The sequence below is a fragment of the Psychromonas sp. L1A2 genome, from assembly GCF_009828855.1.
Taxonomy (GTDB): Bacteria; Pseudomonadota; Gammaproteobacteria; order Enterobacterales; family Psychromonadaceae; genus Psychromonas.
Genome location: NZ_WUAG01000001.1, coordinates 1,520,889 through 1,541,012 on the forward strand (window position 1 = coordinate 1,520,889; position 20,124 = coordinate 1,541,012).

General features: G+C 36.6%; 13 protein-coding genes. 9 read left to right on the forward strand and 4 right to left on the reverse strand.

Annotated features, from left to right (window positions below; genetic code table 11):
- Positions 1-558: 558 nt before the first annotated feature.
- Both GQR59_RS06590 and GQR59_RS06595 read right to left on the reverse strand, forming a co-directional pair.
- On the reverse strand, positions 559-3,402 hold the full coding sequence (locus GQR59_RS06590) for an FAD-binding and (Fe-S)-binding domain-containing protein (protein WP_160061209.1): 2,844 nt from the start codon (positions 3,400-3,402) through the stop codon (positions 559-561).
- Between the two features lie 250 nt (positions 3,403-3,652).
- Positions 3,653-5,371, reverse strand: a complete 1,719-nt coding sequence (locus GQR59_RS06595) for an L-lactate permease (RefSeq protein ID WP_160061210.1) — start codon at positions 5,369-5,371, stop codon at positions 3,653-3,655.
- Positions 5,372-5,554: 183 nt separating this feature from the next.
- Here GQR59_RS06595 and GQR59_RS06600 point away from each other — a divergent pair, with 183 nt between their 5' ends.
- The 4 genes from GQR59_RS06600 to GQR59_RS06615 all read left to right on the forward strand — a co-directional run bounded on the left by GQR59_RS06600 (position 5,555) and on the right by GQR59_RS06615 (position 11,093).
- Positions 5,555-6,457, forward strand: coding sequence for a LysR family transcriptional regulator (locus GQR59_RS06600; protein WP_160061211.1), 903 nt, complete (start codon positions 5,555-5,557; stop codon positions 6,455-6,457).
- A 936-nt stretch (positions 6,458-7,393) separates the two neighbouring features.
- Complete coding sequence (locus GQR59_RS06605; RefSeq protein ID WP_160061212.1) at positions 7,394-8,602, forward strand: acetate kinase; 1,209 nt, start codon at positions 7,394-7,396, stop codon at positions 8,600-8,602.
- A gap of 755 nt (positions 8,603-9,357) precedes the next feature.
- Complete coding sequence (locus tag GQR59_RS06610) at positions 9,358-9,984, forward strand: hypothetical protein (protein ID WP_236546675.1); 627 nt, start codon at positions 9,358-9,360, stop codon at positions 9,982-9,984.
- 20 nt (positions 9,985-10,004) lie between these two features.
- Positions 10,005-11,093 (forward strand): rhomboid family intramembrane serine protease, encoded by a 1,089-nt coding sequence (locus tag GQR59_RS06615; RefSeq protein ID WP_236546676.1) that lies wholly within the window; start codon positions 10,005-10,007, stop codon positions 11,091-11,093.
- Positions 11,094-11,594: 501 nt separating this feature from the next.
- On the opposite strand, the gene GQR59_RS06620 is transcribed toward GQR59_RS06615, so the two are convergent.
- A complete protein-coding gene (locus GQR59_RS06620) occupies positions 11,595-12,503 on the reverse strand; it encodes a LysR family transcriptional regulator (RefSeq protein WP_160062472.1) in 909 nt (302 codons plus the stop codon).
- Between the two features lie 205 nt (positions 12,504-12,708).
- Here GQR59_RS06620 and GQR59_RS06625 point away from each other — a divergent pair, with 205 nt between their 5' ends.
- A complete protein-coding gene (locus GQR59_RS06625; protein ID WP_160061214.1) occupies positions 12,709-13,158 on the forward strand; it encodes a DoxX family protein in 450 nt (149 codons plus the stop codon).
- A 136-nt stretch (positions 13,159-13,294) separates the two neighbouring features.
- Complete coding sequence (locus tag GQR59_RS06630) at positions 13,295-14,107, forward strand: DODA-type extradiol aromatic ring-opening family dioxygenase (protein ID WP_160061215.1); 813 nt, start codon at positions 13,295-13,297, stop codon at positions 14,105-14,107.
- A 110-nt stretch (positions 14,108-14,217) separates the two neighbouring features.
- On the opposite strand, the gene ylqF is transcribed toward GQR59_RS06630, so the two are convergent.
- Positions 14,218-15,159 carry a ribosome biogenesis GTPase YlqF gene (gene ylqF / locus GQR59_RS06635; RefSeq protein ID WP_025564144.1) on the reverse strand — a complete coding sequence of 314 codons (942 nt, stop codon included), beginning with the start codon at positions 15,157-15,159 and terminating at the stop codon, positions 14,218-14,220.
- A gap of 1,776 nt (positions 15,160-16,935) precedes the next feature.
- On the opposite strand from ylqF, the gene GQR59_RS06640 reads away from it, so the two are divergent.
- The 3 genes from GQR59_RS06640 (at position 16,936) to GQR59_RS06650 (ending at position 20,096) form a co-directional block, all read left to right on the forward strand.
- Positions 16,936-17,919 carry a TRAP transporter substrate-binding protein gene (locus tag GQR59_RS06640; RefSeq protein ID WP_160061216.1) on the forward strand — a complete coding sequence of 328 codons (984 nt, stop codon included), beginning with the start codon at positions 16,936-16,938 and terminating at the stop codon, positions 17,917-17,919.
- A gap of 315 nt (positions 17,920-18,234) precedes the next feature.
- Entirely contained in the window at positions 18,235-19,524 is a 1,290-nt protein-coding gene (locus GQR59_RS06645; RefSeq protein WP_160061217.1) for a TRAP transporter large permease, read from the forward strand.
- Entirely contained in the window at positions 19,524-20,096 is a 573-nt protein-coding gene (locus tag GQR59_RS06650; RefSeq protein WP_160061218.1) for a TRAP transporter small permease, read from the forward strand. The genes GQR59_RS06645 and GQR59_RS06650 overlap by 1 nt, the downstream gene beginning before the upstream one ends.
- Positions 20,097-20,124: the final 28 nt, after the last annotated feature.

Genomic DNA, 20,124 nt, shown 5'->3' on the forward strand with positions numbered 1-20,124 from the left:
ATTCTTTGAATGCACTATTTCAATGCACTATTTGAAAATATTATATAAATACATTTTATAAACACACTAAGTTCTTTGGATAAATCGGACTTATTAGCTAAGACTATTAAAGTTTGTCTATGTCACCCGTTTGTATAAATAATTACTTAAGGTAGCTACGTCATGATAATTACGACAGAAAAAATACTTCCAATTTTATAGTTACCTCATTGGTTTTTATATTAACTCTGTATAGAAATAACAACTCACTGTATGGTGATACCAAAAGAATTAATAAGGTGATCATTCTTGCTGGTTAAAATCACCCCTAACTGCGTTGTGAGTTTTGAAGTGAGAACAACTATCTCCTACAACTCACGCCTTATTAGTGTTAATTTTTCCTGCGCAATCTCTGATCACTTATTTAATTCCATTGGTATGAAAACTGAGCTAAATAGTTAACCTTTTTGCTCAATTTTCACTTCACATTCTTTAGCTATCTGGTATCAACCATCAACCATCAACCATCAACCATCAACACTCAGTGAGTTGTTTTATCTATAAAGTAAATCAACTATCTTATACCGCTGACGAATGAGTTGCCTCATCAACTAGGTATAAAATGGATTGATAAGGAATACCGCTATGGTGTGAAAGGCCTATTTCACAGGTACGGCTATTACTAAACCCTCGTTTACAATGTTCTGGCACTTGATCTTTGAGTGTGTGTACTGCGGCTGCGTTTAGCTCTGGCGTGGTGAATCCTTTGTCTCCCGCCCATCCACAGCATTGGATATGCTCTGGGACAACCACATCACTTGCACAGGATTTAGCTAATGTGAGCATGCTATTTTCTAATCCCATTCGTTGTGCACTACAAGTAATATGCAACATCACCGTTTCTTTGATAGGTGCAAATTGTAAGTGTGACAATAAGTATTTAAGCACAAATCCAGTCGGTTCTAATACTTCCATCGAATGTGTAAACTTATCGATACTTTGTTTTGCACAGGGGCTGGTGTCCATTAAAATTGGCCATTTACCTTGCTCGCTGGCTTCCCATAGTGCGGCTTCTAATTGCTGAGACTTGTGCAATGCAAGTTCATTCATTCCTTTGCTGTCGTATGGCATTCCGCAACATTGGTCTGTTAAAGAATCTGGAATGATAATATCAAAGCCCGCTTTTTTAATTAATGACTCGGTTACTTCAGTTAATGGACGACTATCGTTATTATTAGCTTGTTGCCCCATGGTACGAGCTGCACATGATGGGAAATAAACGACTTTTTTGCTGTTTTTATTTTCTTTATTTTGGTTAAAAGTACTGCTCACTTTATGGTTGTTAGCAGTCGGCATTTCAGGGATCCACATTGGTGTTTTCCCCGCGCTTAAACTACGCATTTTATTGGTGACTTTTGAGACGGTTTTATTGCCTAAGGTTTTTTGAGCAACACTACTGACTTTAAGTCCCATTGATGCCATTTTGGTGGTGACGGTGAAATGATCTGCCGTCCAACGGGCAATAGGCGTGAATTTTTTATATTTACTGGTGCGTAATTTTTTAACTAAATCACCCGTGTTAATGCCAACTGGGCAACGTTCTGAACATAAACCCGTTGCTGCGCAGGTGTCTATGCCTTGATATTCAAAAACATCTCGTAACGCTTTAGCATCTTCAGTCTCGTTGTTATTTTCTCTACGTTGTAGTTCTCGGTATAACACAATACGTTGACGTGGTGATAAGCTGAGTGTTCTGGAAGGACAGACAGGTTCACAAAAACCACATTCAATACAACGGTCAATCAAGTCATCTGCTTTAGGCATTGGTTTTAGGTTTTTAAGGTGTCCGATAGGGTCATCATTGATAATTACGCCTGGATTTAATATGCCATGAGGATCAAACAATGCTTTTATTTTTTGCATTAAAGCATAGCCATCTTTACCCCACTCGAGTTCAACATAGGGCGTCATATTACGGCCTGTACCATGCTCTGCTTTTAATGAACCTTGATATTTAACAGCAACTAATTGCGCCACAGCATCCATGAAATTGCCATAACGTTTTATTTCTTCTGGCGTGTCGAAACTTTGAGTGAATACAAAATGTAAATTACCTTCAAGCGCATGGCCAAAAATAATGGCTTCGTTGTAATTGAACTGCTCAAATAGCGTTTGTAAATCAAGTACACCTGCGGCTAAATGTTCAACGGGAAAAGCGACATCTTCAATAATAACGGTGGTGCCGACTTCTCTTACTGCGCCAACGGCAGGGAACATGCCTTTGCGAATTCCCCATAATGTAGCCACCATATTGGCATCGGTGGTAAAAGAGACTGACTCTATAACGTTAAATTGAGCGACCGTTTGCATTATGGCCAGACATTGTTGATCTAATTGCGTTGTATTACTTGCTCGAGATTCTATTAATAGGGTGCCAGCTTGTAAATCTAACGTTTCAAGAAAACTAGGCATACCTGGTTTATCTGCAACTGAACGCATTGCTCGGCCATCCATCATTTCTACTGCTGAAACGGGCTCTTTGGTTAACGCGGTTACCGCTTTACTCGCTTCTTCAATATTATTAAATACGATTAATGCTGACGCTTTGTGAGGATGTTCAATCACGGTGTTATAAGTAATTTCAGCAATAAAACCGAGTGTGCCTTCAGAGCCGATCATTAAATGTTTGATCACTTCGATAGGGTCGGAGTAGTCGACTAATGAGTTGAGTGAATATCCGGTGGTGTTTTTGAGGCGATATTTATGATTAATACGTTGTGTTAATTCAGCATTATTGGCAACATCTGCGCATAACGCTTCAATACCAGAGATTAACGCGGGTTGTTTTAATTTGAAAGCGTCAACACTGTTTGTATCAGCGGTATCGAGTAATGTGCCATCTGAAAAAACTAACTGCATGCTATCAATCGTACGGTAAGAGTTTTGCGCGGTACCACAACACATGCCACTTGCATTATTAGCCGCAATACCTCCGATTTTACAAGCATTGATAGAAGCAGGATCTGGCCCTATTTTGCGTCCAAATGAAGCAAGGTATTTGTTTGCATCAGCGCCAATTACGCCGGGTTGCAATGTGATTTTTTGTCCATCATCGTGTATTTCATGTCCACGCCAATCATCAGTTAAGGTAATTAATACGGAGTCTGATACTGCTTGACCTGAGAGGCTGGTGCCCGCCGCACGAAATGTACAGGCGATGTTTAGTTGGCCGCAGGCTTTAATGGTAAAAATGACTTCATCAATGTTTTTTAAGCGTAATACCATCTTAGGAATTAAACGGTAAAAGCTGGCATCAGTCCCGTAGGCAAGTCGTAATGCTTGATCGGTAAAAATTCTATCTTGGTCGATATGCTGCAACAACATTTCTTCTAATTGTTGGTAGGGTTGTTGACTGTTTTTCATTATAGATCCTCAATGTGAATTGCAACGAATTGACTAATAAGGTGTGTGCCATAAATAATTGATTATTGAATGTCGATGGTATTAGACAGACGTAAAATTAAGACAATATTCGTTGTATGTTATTGTATATTTTCTTGTTTACTTAGATTCAATCATTAAAATTGAATGGTCTATTGCAAATTATTAAATAATTATCTGTGAATTGTTAAACTGTACGGGTTTAGTTTTGTGTCTAAACCCGTTCGACTAACTATTTACCTTGAGCAGACATCAAGCTATCACTAATGTTAAAACCATAAATGATAATTAAACCAATCATGCCGGTAGCTGCAACATAATAGAATGTTGGGATAATAGTTTTGCGTAGAATGATGCCCTCTCTACCTAATAAGCCAACTGTTGCAGAGGCTGCAACCACATTATGAATAGCAATCATGTTACCTGCAGCCGCACCAACCGCTTGCAGAGAAACCATCGCTGTACTTGAGACGGCTAACGTTTGTGCAACTTCAAATTGAAATTGACTAAACATCATATTTGAAATGGTGTTTGAACCAGCAATAAATGCGCCTAATGCACCGATAGAAGCACTGAGTGCTGGAAATAAGTCACCGACAATATTGGCTGCAAAGTTCGCTGTAGTAACAGGCATACTTGCTAAATCTGCGCCATTAATACCGGAGTTGATAAAGATACGCACCATAGGAATTGCAAATATTAATACAAAACCTGCTCCTAATAATGTTTTGCTCGATTCTTTAAATGCGCTGCCTAGCGGCTTGAGGCTTCTCCCTTGTAGTAAAACAGCAAGTAAAGCGACAAAAACCAGAATACCGCCTGGCAGATACAAGGGTTCAATACCTGCACTGACACCTGATTCACCTAAAATATTATTAAATGATAGGCTTAAGCTTTTTAATAAACCTTTAAATTCAGTGCTAACTCGGCTAATTACTAAAATAATCGCGAGGAGTAAATAAGGTAGCCAAGCTAATGCAAGACTCATCTCTTTCTTACCACCAACGTTACTAATACCTTCCTTTAAATCCATTTTTAGAGAGCCTAACCATTCTTTAGGCCATTTTGCTTCATCTTCAAAATCCCAACTTTTTTTAGGAACAAGAAATCCTTTTTTAGCGGCTGCAACGACGATGGTAAGGCTTAATAATCCTCCCATTAATGATGGGAATTCAGGGCCAAGGAAAACACCTGTTAATGCATAAGGTACGGTGAATGCTAAGCCTGCAAAAATGGCAAAAGGTAATATGTTTAAGGCCTCTGCCCAACTTTTATTTTTACCAAAAAAACGGGTTAGCATCATTGCCATTAAGACTGGAATAAACGTACCTACAACCGCATGAATGATAGCGACGTTATTGGTTATTTCTTGTAAATAAATGTCCCACGTTGATCCTCCTGAAACCAATATTTCAGATATATTGTGAGTATCAAGTCCTTTATTCACACCAACAATAATAGGGGTTCCAACCGCGCCAAATGAAACCGGAGTAGATTGAATCATCATACCTATTACCACTGCTGCTAATGCGGGAAAACCAATGGCAACGAGAAGTGGCGCTGCGATAGCAGCAGGTGTACCAAATCCAGAAGCACCTTCAATAAATGACCCAAAACACCAAGCTATAATGATCGCTTGAATTCGGCGGTCGGGTGAAATATTAATGAAACCGTTACGAATAACATTAATTGCTCCAGTATGTTTCAATGTATTCAATAAAAAAATAGCTCCAAAAACGATCCATAATACAGCGACGGTTATTGTTAATCCCTGCAAAGACGATGCGAGAATACGTGTTGCTGACATATCCCATACAAAAAAAGCGATAATTGCTGTTAATGCAAAGCCCACGGGCATGGCTTTTTTAGCAGGCCAATTTAGCCCAACCAACAAGATAGCTGCCATCACGATGGGTAAAAATGCAATTAATGCAAGTAACGTACTATTCATCTCTTCTTCCTTTTCTATACGACTGTTATGTCCCCATAACTATGATTAAAAACAGAGTGACATTGACCGGTCTTTCTTTGTTTTTGTTGTTATTCATTTGTTAATGGATTGTGACGATACTCCTTTGCTTTTTTTCTATATATAGAGATAATGATAAACATTGTTTCCAAAATTGGCATAATTATGACAAAGATAGATGATTTGATTCTATTTGTTCAAGTGGTAGAACACGGTTCATTTAGTAAAGTAGCAGAGATTAATTCCCTTACAAATTCAGTGGTTAGCAAACATATAGCCAGATTAGAAGAAGACCTTGGAGTACAACTTTTATATCGAACAACGCGAAAATTAACCCTTAGCGAAGCCGGTAAAGTACTTTATCAAGGTGCTAAAAATGTGAAGGAGGCCGCAGTGGAAGCGATTGACGCGGTATATGGATATGCCGAAAGTATGGTTGGAAATATTAAAATGTCAGTGCCTACCATTTCTGGTGACCTTTTATTAGCGAACACCGTTGCTGAGTTTTGCAATATGCATCCTGGACTCACAGTCGATATGTCTATGAGGAATTCCTTTGTTGATTTGGTAGGAGGTGGTTACGATTTAGTGATCAGAACCGGCGACATGGGGGACTCAAATTTAATCGCTCGTCACCTAATTGATTCACAATGGGTTATTTGTGTTGCGCCTGCTTATATCCAACGCTTTGGAAGGCCAACAACCCCTGAAGAGTTAGTGAATCATAATTGCCTACAATATGCTTATCAAACAACAGGTGCTTCTGAGTGGGAATTCAAAGGAAAGGACGGTAATTATATTATTAAAGTGGCGGGCAACTTCACCACTAATAATGCCGGATCATTACGAAAAATAGCATTAGGTGGTAATGGTATTGCTTATGTACCACGTTGCTTAGTGTATCAAGATATTTTGAAAGGCGACTTAATTGATATTTTTCCAGAGCAGGTGGGTAAGAAACTAGGCATTTATGCCGTGTATCCATTTACACGTCAGGCTCCCCTTAAGATTCGTTTGTTAATCGATCATATTCGAGAAAGTTATTTAGCAATAGGGGAGTCTTTTTAGTCATTGAAGTGAATTGGACAAGTGACACCATCAATCTAGTGGCTAGCTTATTAAATTGCTGAGCCGCTAAATCATTAAACTATTGAGTAATTAAAGATCTAATTTGTAGTGGTACAAAATCACTGTACCACTACAAATTAACTAAACCTCTATGTAACTCAAACCTAAAGTAACTAACACCTTAAGCAACTAAACCTCCAAGTATTTAAACCTTTAAGTCACTAAATTTCTAAGTAGTTAGAGCTGTATTTTTTCAAACGGCTAAATCTTCAAATGTTCAAATTCTTGAGTCATCAAGTTATACCGATTACATTAAATAAGTGATCTAAATTTTGCGCTGGAAAAATGACTTAGTTTAAGGCGGAAATTGAGCTAAAGGGCTGTTCCCTTTACGAAATTTACAACGAATAAATAAGTTATTTTAACAAGTAAAATAGATCAGTTAATTAGTGTGATTGGTATTAATGCATTGATTGAGACTAAAACTGCTATGCCATCGTAATGGACTTTGCCAATACTTCTAGTTTAATCACATTATGTTAACCACTTCTATTAATGAGTTTATGTAGTTTAAAAAGTCATTTTTTGAGTGTTTTTTCTAGGCGATGACAAGTATCAAATGTGAATTAAATGTTGCTATTTTGTTGGTGAAATAATAATCAACAACTAGTTAAAATGTTATAAATGTGCGTTTCGTCACTTTTTTTTAACATACCCTCTATAATCTTTTATCAACAAAGGTAGATAAGCTTTTTAAAACTGTTTTGTGATCTCTGTCGTTCACGTGTATGCTTGCGCACTTCTAATTTGGCGATAGTATTCATAGGGGCTATATCGATTATTGTTTCTTTACAATGCCAAAGAATATAACTTTTATAGAGTTGGGCTTGTTTATTGATCTAACTCTTTGTTTTTGTGATAAATAGGATTTAAAAAATGGATAGCAAACTGATTCTTGTACTTAACTGTGGTAGCTCTTCTTTGAAGTTTGCGATCATTGATGCTGCTAATGGCGATGAAAAACTTTCAGGTCTTTCTGAATGTTTGCAGTTAGATAATGCAAGTATTAAATGGAACTTAGAAGGCGTTAAAGGTAAAGCTGATTTAGGTGCAGGTGCTGCACATGAAGAAGCATTAACGTACATCGTTGATGAAATTCTTTCTTTAAATCCAGTATTAAAAGCAAACCTATTTGCTATCGGACATCGTGTTGTTCACGGTGGTGAGCAATTCACTAAATCAGCGGTTATCTCTGACGAAGTAATGAAAGGCATTGAAGACTGTATTTCATTAGCACCATTACATAACCCTGCACACCTTATCGGTATTCGTGCGGCTCAAAAAGCTTTACCTGCATTATCAAATGTAGCGGTATTCGATACTGCGTTCCACCAAACAATGCCAGAAGAAGCGTACTTATACGCACTACCATATAAACTTTACCGTGATAATGGTATTCGTCGTTACGGTATGCACGGTACAAGCCATTACTACATCAGCCTGCAAGTCGCTGATGTGTTACAAAAACCTGTGACTGAGTTAAACATCATCAACTGTCACTTAGGTAACGGTGGTTCTGTTTGTGCGATTAAAAATGGCGTATCTGTAGATACTTCAATGGGAATGACACCATTAGAAGGCCTGGTAATGGGGACACGTTGTGGTGATGTTGACCCTGCAATCATCTTCCATTTACACGATGAGCTAGGTTATAGCATGGCAGAAATCAATGACATGCTAACAAAAGAGTCTGGTCTATTAGGATTAACAGAACAAACTTCAGATTGTCGTTTTGTTGAAGATAACTACGAAACAGATGCTGCCGCGAAACGCGCAATGGATTTATACTGCTACCGTCTTGCTAAATATATCGCAAGCTACACTGCAGCCCTAGATGGACGTTTAGACGCGGTTATCTTTACTGGTGGTATCGGTGAAAACTCAGCGCCAATTCGTCAACTAACATTAGAGCGCTTAGGTTTATTAGGCTTTAAAGTTAACGAACAAGAAAACCTAGCAAATCGCTTCGGTAAGTCTTCTAACCAAGGCATTATCACTGAACAAGGCAGCACCATTTCAATGGTAATTCAAACCAACGAAGAGTGGGTTATCGCACAAGATACATTAGCGCTAACGAACGTTTAATCCTCACATTGCTTTAAAAATGAAAAGGCCAATCAGAAATGATTGGCCTTTTTTTTGGTTGATATTTTTTCTTGTAATTTGCTTTAATCTTTCAATTCTTAATTCTTAATTTTTAATTCTCAGCGATCGAGTCAGATAAATGGCTGTTTAGGGTAATCTGATAAGCATTAACAGAAGAAGTAATATAACTGCCGATTTTGATTTGATATGATGGTTTTTATAGAACAACTAATAAATGATTAGTATATGATTTAAGAGGGTATCAGACTGATTATAACATTTGATAAAAATACCATAGTTGTTAGACAATTCTTTTTTATATTTGGTAAATACGCTATTTCGTGCTTATACGCGTGACCGTTCAAGCGAACGACCCAGAGGGCAAACTTTGAAGCAATCATCTACGTTGTTAGAATAACCCATTAGACATTTTTCTTTCTGCCTAGCATCTGTTCACTTCACCACTTGCTGAATTTTTCACCTTCAATGGTAATGGGTATATAAGTTATTAACATAGTAAGGGAGCACAATGTTTATACCAAGGAAATTTAAACAAGAAAATATTGATGATCTTGTTCAATTAATGCAACAGTTGATTTTTAAAGTGGTTGGTATGATTGTTTAACTTAATGAATTAGCTCTCTTTACCATGGATATTTATAGCAAATAAAAGTAATTATCTTTTCTTTAAGTTATAAAGTAAAAGTAAACGTATGATATTATCTTTCAAAAATTAACCATGGAAGATAGACATTATGCACTCTGAGCTCCCTGACCAAGATGAAACGTCAAACCAAACTGAGCCTCTTCAACAAAACAACAAGAAACCGCGTCAAGCCATCCGATTTGATAATTCTGATTTAATTAAAAGTGGTTTTTGGGTTGGGCAAATATTTTTAGTTATTGCGACGGTAGCGGGGGTCTATTTAGCTGCACAAGAAGGGTTGTCTCAAGCGCTGCTATTTGAAAATTTAAACAGTAAAGAAAAGAACTTCTATCTGCAACATGCGTTAGCCGATGAACTTGGTGATAATGTTATAACACTTGATGGTTATGCTAAATTACTTAAAGATAAATCGCCCTACGATATAAAAGCATACCATCCTATGATTGATTCTTTTGTATGGGATAACATGAAATACTCTTCCAATGCATTGGAAACTCCAAGTCAAATTCTCTCTGCGATACGTCGTTATAACTCTGAAACAGCATTAATCATTAAAAAAATAGAGAATCGTCAATTTGGTGCCAAATATGGTGCCGATTTACTTGCAGTACTTAATCAAAAAACCAAAGATGGCGCTTTAAAAGAACTTATTAATAATTATACCAAACTTCATCATGAACTCACTGAAGCCGGTATTGATGTTAGTCCGTTATAGAATCATTAAGGAAAATGACAATGAAAAATTGCCCAAACTGCGCTAGCGTTTCCATGGGAAAATATGAGTTTCACCAACAAGAAGTTGATAAATGCCAAGAGTGTCATGGCATATGGCTTGAACTGGGTGAATTAGATAGCGCATTATCGATTGCTGATAACGATAATGATCAAGTGTACCTTGAGGAAACCTTAGGAGATAAACTTGGTGCATCAAAACGTCATTGTCATGTATGTGACCAAGGATTAACACGTTATCATTTAATGTCAGGTTTCGAGGTTGAGGTTGATACTTGTTCTAGCTGCTCTGGTGTGTGGTTAGACAATGAAGAGATCGAAAAAGTGACTCAATCTCCAGCTATTGCTCAAGCATTATTAGAGTTAGATAAACCTATTCAAAAACGTACATGGTTGTTTCAATTCTTATCTCAAATGCCAATAGAATATAATTTAAAGCCTAAAACGACTCCGTGGGTTACATATTCTCTATTGTTATTAAACTTATTGATTTTTATTAGTTATTCGACAGGTTTAGTCGGAGAGTCTTTTGCTTATAATAATTTTGCATTGCATTCTGATCAAGTAAGTCATGGCCATCAGTTATGGACTCTACTTACACATATGTATATGCATGGCGGGGTAATGCACCTGATTGGTAATATGTACTTCTTGTATATTATTGGTGACAATCTTGAAGATGCATTAGGTCGTGGTAAATTTATTTTATATTACACGCTTTGTGGTCTTGCTGCAGCGGCTGCGCAGATTCTTGCAGAACCTGACTCATTTGTTCCAATGGTGGGTGCAAGTGGTGCTATTGCCGGTTTGTTTGGAATGTACTTGTTATGGTTTAGACATGCTAGCCTGACATTAATGATTGTTGTCTACCAAAAGAAAGTGAGTCCGTTAGTTTTCTTTGCTATTTGGTTAGGTATTAATGTCATTGGTCTTTACTTTGCTGATGAAAGTGGCGGTGGTGTTGCTTACTGGGCTCATATTGGTGGCTTTATTGCTGGTCTTGTCATTGGCTTATTAATTAAAAAACAAGTTTTTTCCACAAATCCTCTATTAGCAATACTCAATAGTAACGAAGTAAAAATAAAACGTTAAATTGATAGTATACCTGCAAGCTATCGGCAAATTTCAAATGTATTGTCGATGGCTTTTAAGTATAGAAGTTCAGTAAATGGAGAGTTTAACTCTCTTTTTAAAACGGCTTTTCTGTCTCTAGTAAATAGTTTTATGATGATTTAATCTTGTCAATTACCGTTCTCATTAGCGCTTTAAATCACTTTCTAAATAACCTCAGTTCTGGATAAGCAAAGCGATACAACAACACTATTTCCACGGGGTTCTGCGTTAAATTATCACTCAGTAACCCGTTATTGCTTAAATCATTCGCCTTGAACTATGCAAAACTAACGGCACTGACTAGTAAAAAATACAACTTTCTGATTTTAAATATAATTCCGTTTTCATTAACCAGAATTAAGGTTAAATATATTGTTAATCATTTTGTCAGTCACAAGTGTTTTGACTGCTAGGCTACGATTTAAAGATTAATAGTCTCCTTGTATTGATCTGCGTAGTGAGAGCGTTATAAATTACATTTTATGTTGCTATCAAATTGTCCCAATAGGGTGGTGAGCCGTAATAACCTTCCATAAAATCAATAAAACATCTGACTTTATTAGGTAACAATTTTCTGTTGGCATACATCGCATACAAACCAATTGGATCAAGTTCAAAGTCAGGTAATACCTGAACTAGTGCTCCGCTTTGTAGTGCTTTACTGGCAATAAAGGTGGGTTGTAATACGATACCTGCGCCAGCAATAGCCGCTTCAACTAAGACATCTCCATTATTACTACGCAATGCACTGCCCGTGTTCTGTGTTCTTAACCATCGAAATACTTCATCCTTACCATCTATTTCCATGTAGCTATAGTGTAAGTAACGATGTCTTTTAAGATCTTCAGGTTTAATAGGCGTGCCGTATTGCTTAAGGTAATCTGGAGAAGCACATAAAATAACGCGAATTGGCGCAATATTTTTAGCGATTAATGATGAACTTTTAAGTTGTCCAATACGAATCGCTACATCAAACCCTTCATCCACAATATCAACTTTTCGGTCATTGAGCTGTAAATCTACATTGACTAACGGATAACGTAACTGGAATTCTGCCACTAATTTGGCCATGTGTTTTAATGCAAATGAAACAGGGGCGCTAATACGTAATGTTCCCTTGGGATTTTGTTGCAAACCACCAAGTTGTGAATCCATTTCGTCAATGCTTAATAATATTTGTTGCGCATGCTGATAATAATGTGTTCCCGCTTCAGTCAAGCTGACTTTACGTGTTGTACGGTGTAATAATCGTACATCAAGTTGCTCTTCTAATTTAGACACATATTTACTCACCAACTGAGGGGACAATTGCAGGGTAGAAGCTGCGTTACTAAAACTACCTTCAGTGACGATGGCAACAAAGGCTCGCATTGCATCAATTCTATCCATCATTACCTCTATTCTTTATTAACTGTTTTGGTTATTGACTAATGCTTTGATTGAAATACTTTTATTTAAAAGAATATTATCAACATATTGTTGTTAATCATTCTATATTTTGCATATTACTCTTTTGTATTGTTGATAGTAAAGTGCCTGCATCCCAATAAGCAGGGGCAACACTATTAATTACTATTTTATAAAGGAATAACTTATGAATTCACCATTATTGAACAAACTACTATCATCGAAAGCGGGTATCGGTGCATTAATACTTCGTGCGCCGATTGGTTTAATTTTAGCTGCACATGGATCACAAAAATTATTTGCTTGGTTTGGCGGTTACGGTTTAGAAGGTACTGGGCAGTGGATGGCTAGCATTGGTATGACTCCGGGATATTTAATGGCTTTATTAGCGGGAAGTGCAGAATTTTTTGGCGGTTTAGCATTATTGTTAGGGTTATTAACACGCCCAGCGGCAGTAGTTGCTGCGTTTACTATGGTAGTGGCGATATTCTCGGTACATATAAGTAATGGTTTATTTATGGATAACAACGGTTACGAGTACGCATTAACATTGTTAGTGGCATTAGTTGCGTTAGCGGTGCAAGGTGGTGGTAGTTTTAGTTTAGATAACGTATTAAGCAAAAAATTGAGTAAATAGTTTAGTTCATCTTATCGTTCTTGATTATTATCGCTAGGCTCTAGCGATAATGATCTTTTTAAACTGTTTAGTCGTTTAGTCGTCTTTTTCATTTCATATAAATGATTTGATATTATAAACTGGGTTTGGAGTGAATATGAATAATCTCAATATTGCATTTATTTCACATGGTGGCGGACCAATGCCCTTGTTTAATGATGCTGCACATCGAGATATGAATCGTTATTTAAAATCATTAGCGTCTATATTGCCAAAACCCAGTGCGATTCTGGTGATAAGTGCTCATTGGGAAGAGAAAGAAGTACGTGTTACAGCTAATGTAAAACCAAAGATGATTTACGATTATTATGGTTTTCCAGAGACGGCTTATCAAGTTCAATATCCAAGTGCTGGTGAACCCGTGCTAGCTGAAAAGATTCAACAGGCCTTAAAAGAAGCCGCTATACCAGTAATAATGGATCATCACCGAGGTTATGATCATGGTTTGTATGTGCCTTTAACATTAATGTATCCAGAAGCAGATATTCCAACCATCCAACTTTCATTAGTGAATCATCTTGATGCCAAGCAGCACTTAGCGATTGGTAAAGCCTTACAATCGCTTGATTATGACAATTTACTAGTGATTGGTTCAGGTTTCTCTTTCCACAATATGAAAGCTTTTAAAGGTGAACAAAACGCTAAAGATGGTCAACTTAAAAATCAACAATTTGATGATTGGTTAAAGGCGAGTTTAAGTGATAAAGGCTTATTAGAAAGTGAACGTCATCAACGACTAACTCAGTGGAAAAAAGCGCCATATGCCCGCTATTGTCATCCACGAGAAGAGCATTTTTTGCCATTGCATGTTTGTTATGGCCTTGCTGGACGCGCTTGTGATGAACATAAAAATATCACCATTATGGGAAAGCAATCAAGTTCATTTGTATGGCGAAGCGATTACAGATGATATACCTTGTTAAGTTTAAACAGGGCTGTTTTTAATAGAAATAAGTAGAAATAAAAAAGGGAGTAATTCAAATGAATGAATTACTCCCTTTTCCCATAAACAGAATTTTATTATCTATTCTTCTTGTATCTTTTCCTTCTTGCTGCTTTCACTTCAATCTTTTTAGCTAATTTATTTTTCATGATCTCAGCCACTTCAAGTTTTTCAACGGCAACCATTTCTGGTATTTCAATACTTAATGGACCTAATGCGCCTGAACGTAATTCATTGAGCAGAATAGTTGATACTTTATAAATATCAAAATGACCACCAGCACGTAATGCACCGCGACGTTTAGCAATCAATTCCATTAATTCATGGTCTGATTGTGGTGTTTCTTCGAAATCATATCGTTCTTGTAAGCGTGGTAAATAATGTTTAATTAAATATTCAGCGGCGTAATAAGCGATATCTTCATATTCAATAGCCGTATCTTTAATCGCACCTGTTACTGCTAAACGATAACCCGAGTTAGCATTTTCAATTTTAGGCCATAAAAATCCAGGTGTATCAGACAGCATAATGCCACTTGGAAGGCGAATACGTTGTTGGTTTTTGGTCACTGCGGGTTCATTACCCGTTTTAGCAATAATGCGATCTGCTAAAATATTAATGATGGTTGATTTTCCAACATTTGGAATACCCATGATCATTGCGCGAATCTGTTTATCTTGACCTAAGCGATGCGGCAACAACTGTTCACAAAGTTTAGTGATTTGATGTACTTGTTCCGGCTTGCTGGTGGTGATAGCAATTGCTTTTATATCTTGATCTTGCTCTAAATATTCAATCCATCTAGCGGTGATTTCTGGGTCAGCAAGGTCAGCTTTGTTTAATACTTTAATACAAGGCGTTTTTTGACGAATAGCTGCAATCAGTGGATTTTCACTGCTGTAAGGGATACGAGCATCAACAACTTCAATAATAATATCAACTTGTGGAAGTACTTCTTGAATTTGTTTGTGTGCTTTGTGCATGTGCCCAGGAAACCACTGGATATTAGCTTTACTCATTTGATTTTACTGCCTTTGGTATTTTATATCATGACTGATATGTACTAATAACATACTCCAAATTATTGATTAAACATTGACTAGTTGATCATGGAGTAGCTTTTACATTCTATTTTAATAATTGGTTATTTTAACTGATGATGAGGTAGATAGACATTTAATTAAGTACTAATAAGAAAGGAGGTTTAATATTATTTATCGCATTGCTCTTGATAGGGGCTTATTAGTGATATTGATGACCGAGAGTCGTATTACATTTGATTCGATTCTCATTGCTTATCAAATCCGATTATTATAATTACTATAACGTGTTTATAAACGGATGAAGGGTAACGAGTATATAAAGTTAGATATTATCGAACATCCGTTTTTAATAATAATTAACGTTATATTTCATCTATATAAAAAGTGGTTCTGAGCATTAGGCGGTTAATTGCTTTATCTATAATTTATTCATCATTGTAATCTCCTAGTAAGAGTAAAGGAGAAGAAAGCATGCCATAAAAAATTATAACAATATAAATTTTTCAGTATGAAGTTTATGTTTGACTAGAAAAGATGCATTTAAAAGCTATTTGCAAGGGTTTGATTTTATGTGTTTTTTTTCTTTTATATTTTTACTTTTATAAAAGTGTAAGTGCCTGTGTTATTTGTTTAATTTACATTGCGATCTCGAATATCTATATCAGATAACGACGTAAAGTAATTAATCATATTAACTTTTATAGGTAGAAAAAATAACCGAGCAATGACTCGGTTATATCCATGCTGTCATTTGTAGTAAAACAAAAGTAGCACCTGCAGCAAACATCATAAGTAATCCTGTTACTTCAAGACTAGTTTGAATGATTTTCTGTTTCATAAGAACCTCTATTTAATGTGACTTGGATCTACATTATATTGCTTATCAAATGGCAAAACAACAATAAATGTGATTTAAATCACACTTTGTATTGGGTAAAAGTCGTGTGATAGAACTGAATGATAACCAAGTTGATAGCAAAGAATGTGTGAAGAAACTTGAATGGTAACTAAATAGTAGAGGTACGGTTAAATAGTAGATATCTGGTTAAAAAATCTTATTTTTTTATTCAAAGAAAATGCTTACTCCATTTTTATTTTCCTCTTATTCAATTGATTGTATGAATTTTTAGTTTCTTCTTTTTATATCTACTTTCCACTGTTTTTACCGCGTAATGTGATTTTTTGATAACTGTGCAATATAACTTAAACCCAAAATGAGACATGACCCCGAGCTTTAAGGGTTGCTTTATTGTTATGTTGTTGTAATACAAGAAGAGAGCTCTGGTTTAATTAGATAATTTATTAAGGTTAAATTGAGTTGTTAGTGTCTGTAAATATTGACAATTATCTAATATTTATCTTAATAATAAAGTTATTTAAATTATTTTTTATTAACTTTTATAGCGGCTTGTTAGCTTCATTAATATATTACCTTTTAAGTGTTTATTGCTTGGCAGATTATTGATACATGGAAGTATATTTGAAGTGTTGTTGTTTCGTTTAAGTTTCATTTATCGAGCAATTTCAAAAAAACCTTAGTCCATAAATTTGGTTTTTTAGTGCTTATAATGTTGAGTGCTTTAGCTAGATTTATAGAAAGAGAAGATAGGATCTTAACCAATTAGTTGGTTAGAGAAGTCACTGCAAAAAACAACATTTTTTCAGTTGAAATAAATGTTAATAGTGAATGCTTGTGATTTTATGAGCATTCAAAACAAGGCAAGAAAACTTATTATATATTAGGAGTTAACTATGCGTTCGAGTTTTAAAAAAGGATTAGTGTCGGCTTTATGCATTGCTTGGGCATCTTCAGCATTTTCTGCTGTTGAGTTTAAGCTTGGACATTTTGGTTCTGAAAATCATCCTTCTCACATTGCTGCTATGCAGTTTGCTAAACAAGTTGAAGCACGTACTAAAGGGGAGGTGACAGTTGAACTTTACCCTAACAATGCGTTAGGTAGCCCACCAGAAGTACTTGAACAAGTGATTATGGGGGTGGTTGATATGAGTCTTTCAGGACAAGATCAACTTGCGAAACATGTTCCTTTATTTGATACCGTGAGTATTCCTTTCTCATTGAGTAACGCAGAACATGCCGACCGTGTTTTAGATGGGCCGTTTAAAGAGTGGGCAGCTCCTGAACTTGATAAAGTAGGACTTGTTTATCTATCAAGTTGGGATTGGGGATTTCGTCAGTTGACTAACTCTGTTCGTCCAATTTTAACGCCTGATGATATTAAAGGCTTAAAAATTCGAACACCGCCTGCAATGACTTATCAAGCTGCAATGCAAGCGATAGGTGCAAATGTACAGACTATCTCGTTTAGTGAGTTAGTGATGGCAATGCGTCAAGGTGTAGTTGATGGACAGGAAAATCCAATTGGTGTGATTTATAACTTGAAACTTTATGAGTCTCAAAAATACATTTCCATCATCAACTATTTATACAGTTCAATGGTGCATGTGGTTTCTAAAGATGCTTGGGCTCGTTTAACGCCTGAACAACAAGTTATTGTTCGTGAAGAATCTGATTCAGCTCGTCTATTAATGCGTAAGCTAACACGTGCTGAAGAATTGAAGCAGATTGCAGATATGCGTTCAAAAGGTATTGTGATTGATGAGCCTGATCTTGCACCATTCCAAGCAATGATGGGCCCTGCTTACGAGCAAATAAAGAAAAAAGTGGGTGCTGCTAACTTTGATAAATGGATAGAAATGACTAAGTCAGTTAAATAAGTCATTTAAATTTCAGATGTTTATACTCTGTATGACCTTTGATTTCGTCTCTTGGAGGCGAAATCTTTCGTTACTATACCCATTCAATTAATGATGTGATCAAACGTTACCCAGAAAAATCATTACTAACAAAACGTGAGTTATAACCTGCCGAGATATTTACTGAGTAAACTCTCTACTGGCAATGTTAAGTAAAGAAAAATACGTTGTTTTGCAACGTTATTTTTACCTCACAACACAGTAAGAGATAATTTTAAGCAGTAACAATGATCACCTTTTTAGTCGTTTTGGCACTATTGATAGGTGACCCTCAGTATGTTGACCTTAGCTATATTTGGCACTCTTATATTCCTACTATTGATTAATGTTCCAGTGGTTGTCGCAATTGGCCTGACATCAGTCGTTTTTTTTATTGGCCTAGGTGATGCACGTCTGTTAGCCATGCTTCCTCATCGTATGTATTACGGTACAACAGGATTCACACTGTTGGCTATTCCATTTTTTATCTTGGCCGGCAACCTAATGAATACGGGGGGCATTACCGATCGTATTTTCCGCTTTGCACAATCTATGGTTGGGCATATTGCGGGGGGTATCGGTCAAGTGAACATTGTTGCGAGTGTTATTTTCTCTGGTATGTCAGGTTCTGCAGTAGCGGATGCTGCAGGGTTAGGGCAGATAGAGCACAAAGCAATGGTCGATCAAGGTTATGATCCCGCAGATTCTGCTACATTAGTGGCGGCTTCTTCAGTTATTGGGCCAGTCATTCCGCCTAGTATTCCCTTTGTACTTTACGGTTCAATTACCAGTGTTTCTGTTGCGCGTTTATTCTTAGCAGGTTTTATTCCCGGTGTGATGATGGCATTGGGAATGATGATTGCGTTGGGTATTTTAGCGAAACGTAAAAATTATCCTCGTGCTGAACATAAAGAATCTTTTAAAGCTCGATTATCTGCCTTTAATGGCGCATTTTGGCCTTTGATGGCTCCTGTCATTATTGTCGGTGGCATTATGAGCGGCTTTTTCACGCCTACTGAAGCATCTGTGGTGGTATGTGTGTACGCGGCAATGCTGGGCTTTTTCTATAAAGATTTAAAATTAAAAGAGATTCCGTCGATTGTTTACAAATCAATTACACAATCGGTCAGCCTGCTCTTTATTATTTCTTCTGCAAATTTTTTCGGGTGGTTAATCATCCATCAAAAATTGCCAGATAGCATTATCGAGACGTTAGTCGGTTATGGTGCGACGCAATCTATTGTAATGTGGATTGTTATTGGCATCGTGTTAACCATGGGGTTGTTTTTAGAGGGCAATGCAATCTTCTTAATTACATTACCTTTATTTATGCCTATCGCGACGATGTTTGATATCGACTTAGTGAATTTTGGCGTGGTAATGGTGTTATTAATTATGATTGGTAACTTAACACCACCCGTTGGCATGTGTTTATTTGCGGTTGATAGTTATGCAAAAGTGGGGATGCCTGCGCTAGCTAAAAGGGTATGGCCATATTTATTAATGATCTTTTTAATCACTGTATTGATTGCCTTTGTACCTAGTATCTCACTCTTTTTACCTAACCTTATCATGGGAGAAATGTAATGATTTCACTATTAAAAACCATTGATATTTGGGTTCAAAGAATCCTTCAATATATCGCAATGGCTATGTTTGCTGTTTTAGCCCTTTTACTGATTGCTAATATATCGTTGCGTTTAATTAATGATTTCATTCAATTCTTATTGGAGAGTGGTTTAGAAGGTGTCGCAAATTTAATTCAAAGTGTGGTTACTATTAACTCTTTTTATTGGTTCGATGAGATCATTGAGCTGAGTTTCGCTGCGTTGGTTTTTTATGGTGCAGCGGCCCTGTGGTGCGCAAAGTTACACTTTTCAGTAGGGGATTGGATAAGTCCTCGTATTAAAAATGTACGCTTGAAACACTTTTATAGACTGTTAATTTTAATTATTTCTGCGACCTTCATGGCGATTTTATTTTGGTATTCGTTAAAATTGACCTTAAGAACGAATCAGGTGACCACGGCATTTCAAATTAAACAGTGGATACTGTATTCGTGTATTCCCGCTTCATCGATGATTATGCTTATTTACTCTGTGATTGACGTCATTATTGAAGCAAAGCATTTTGTACTAGGGACGGTTGATGAAGTGTAGTGGTCTCTGCTCTGTTCTCTATGCTTTG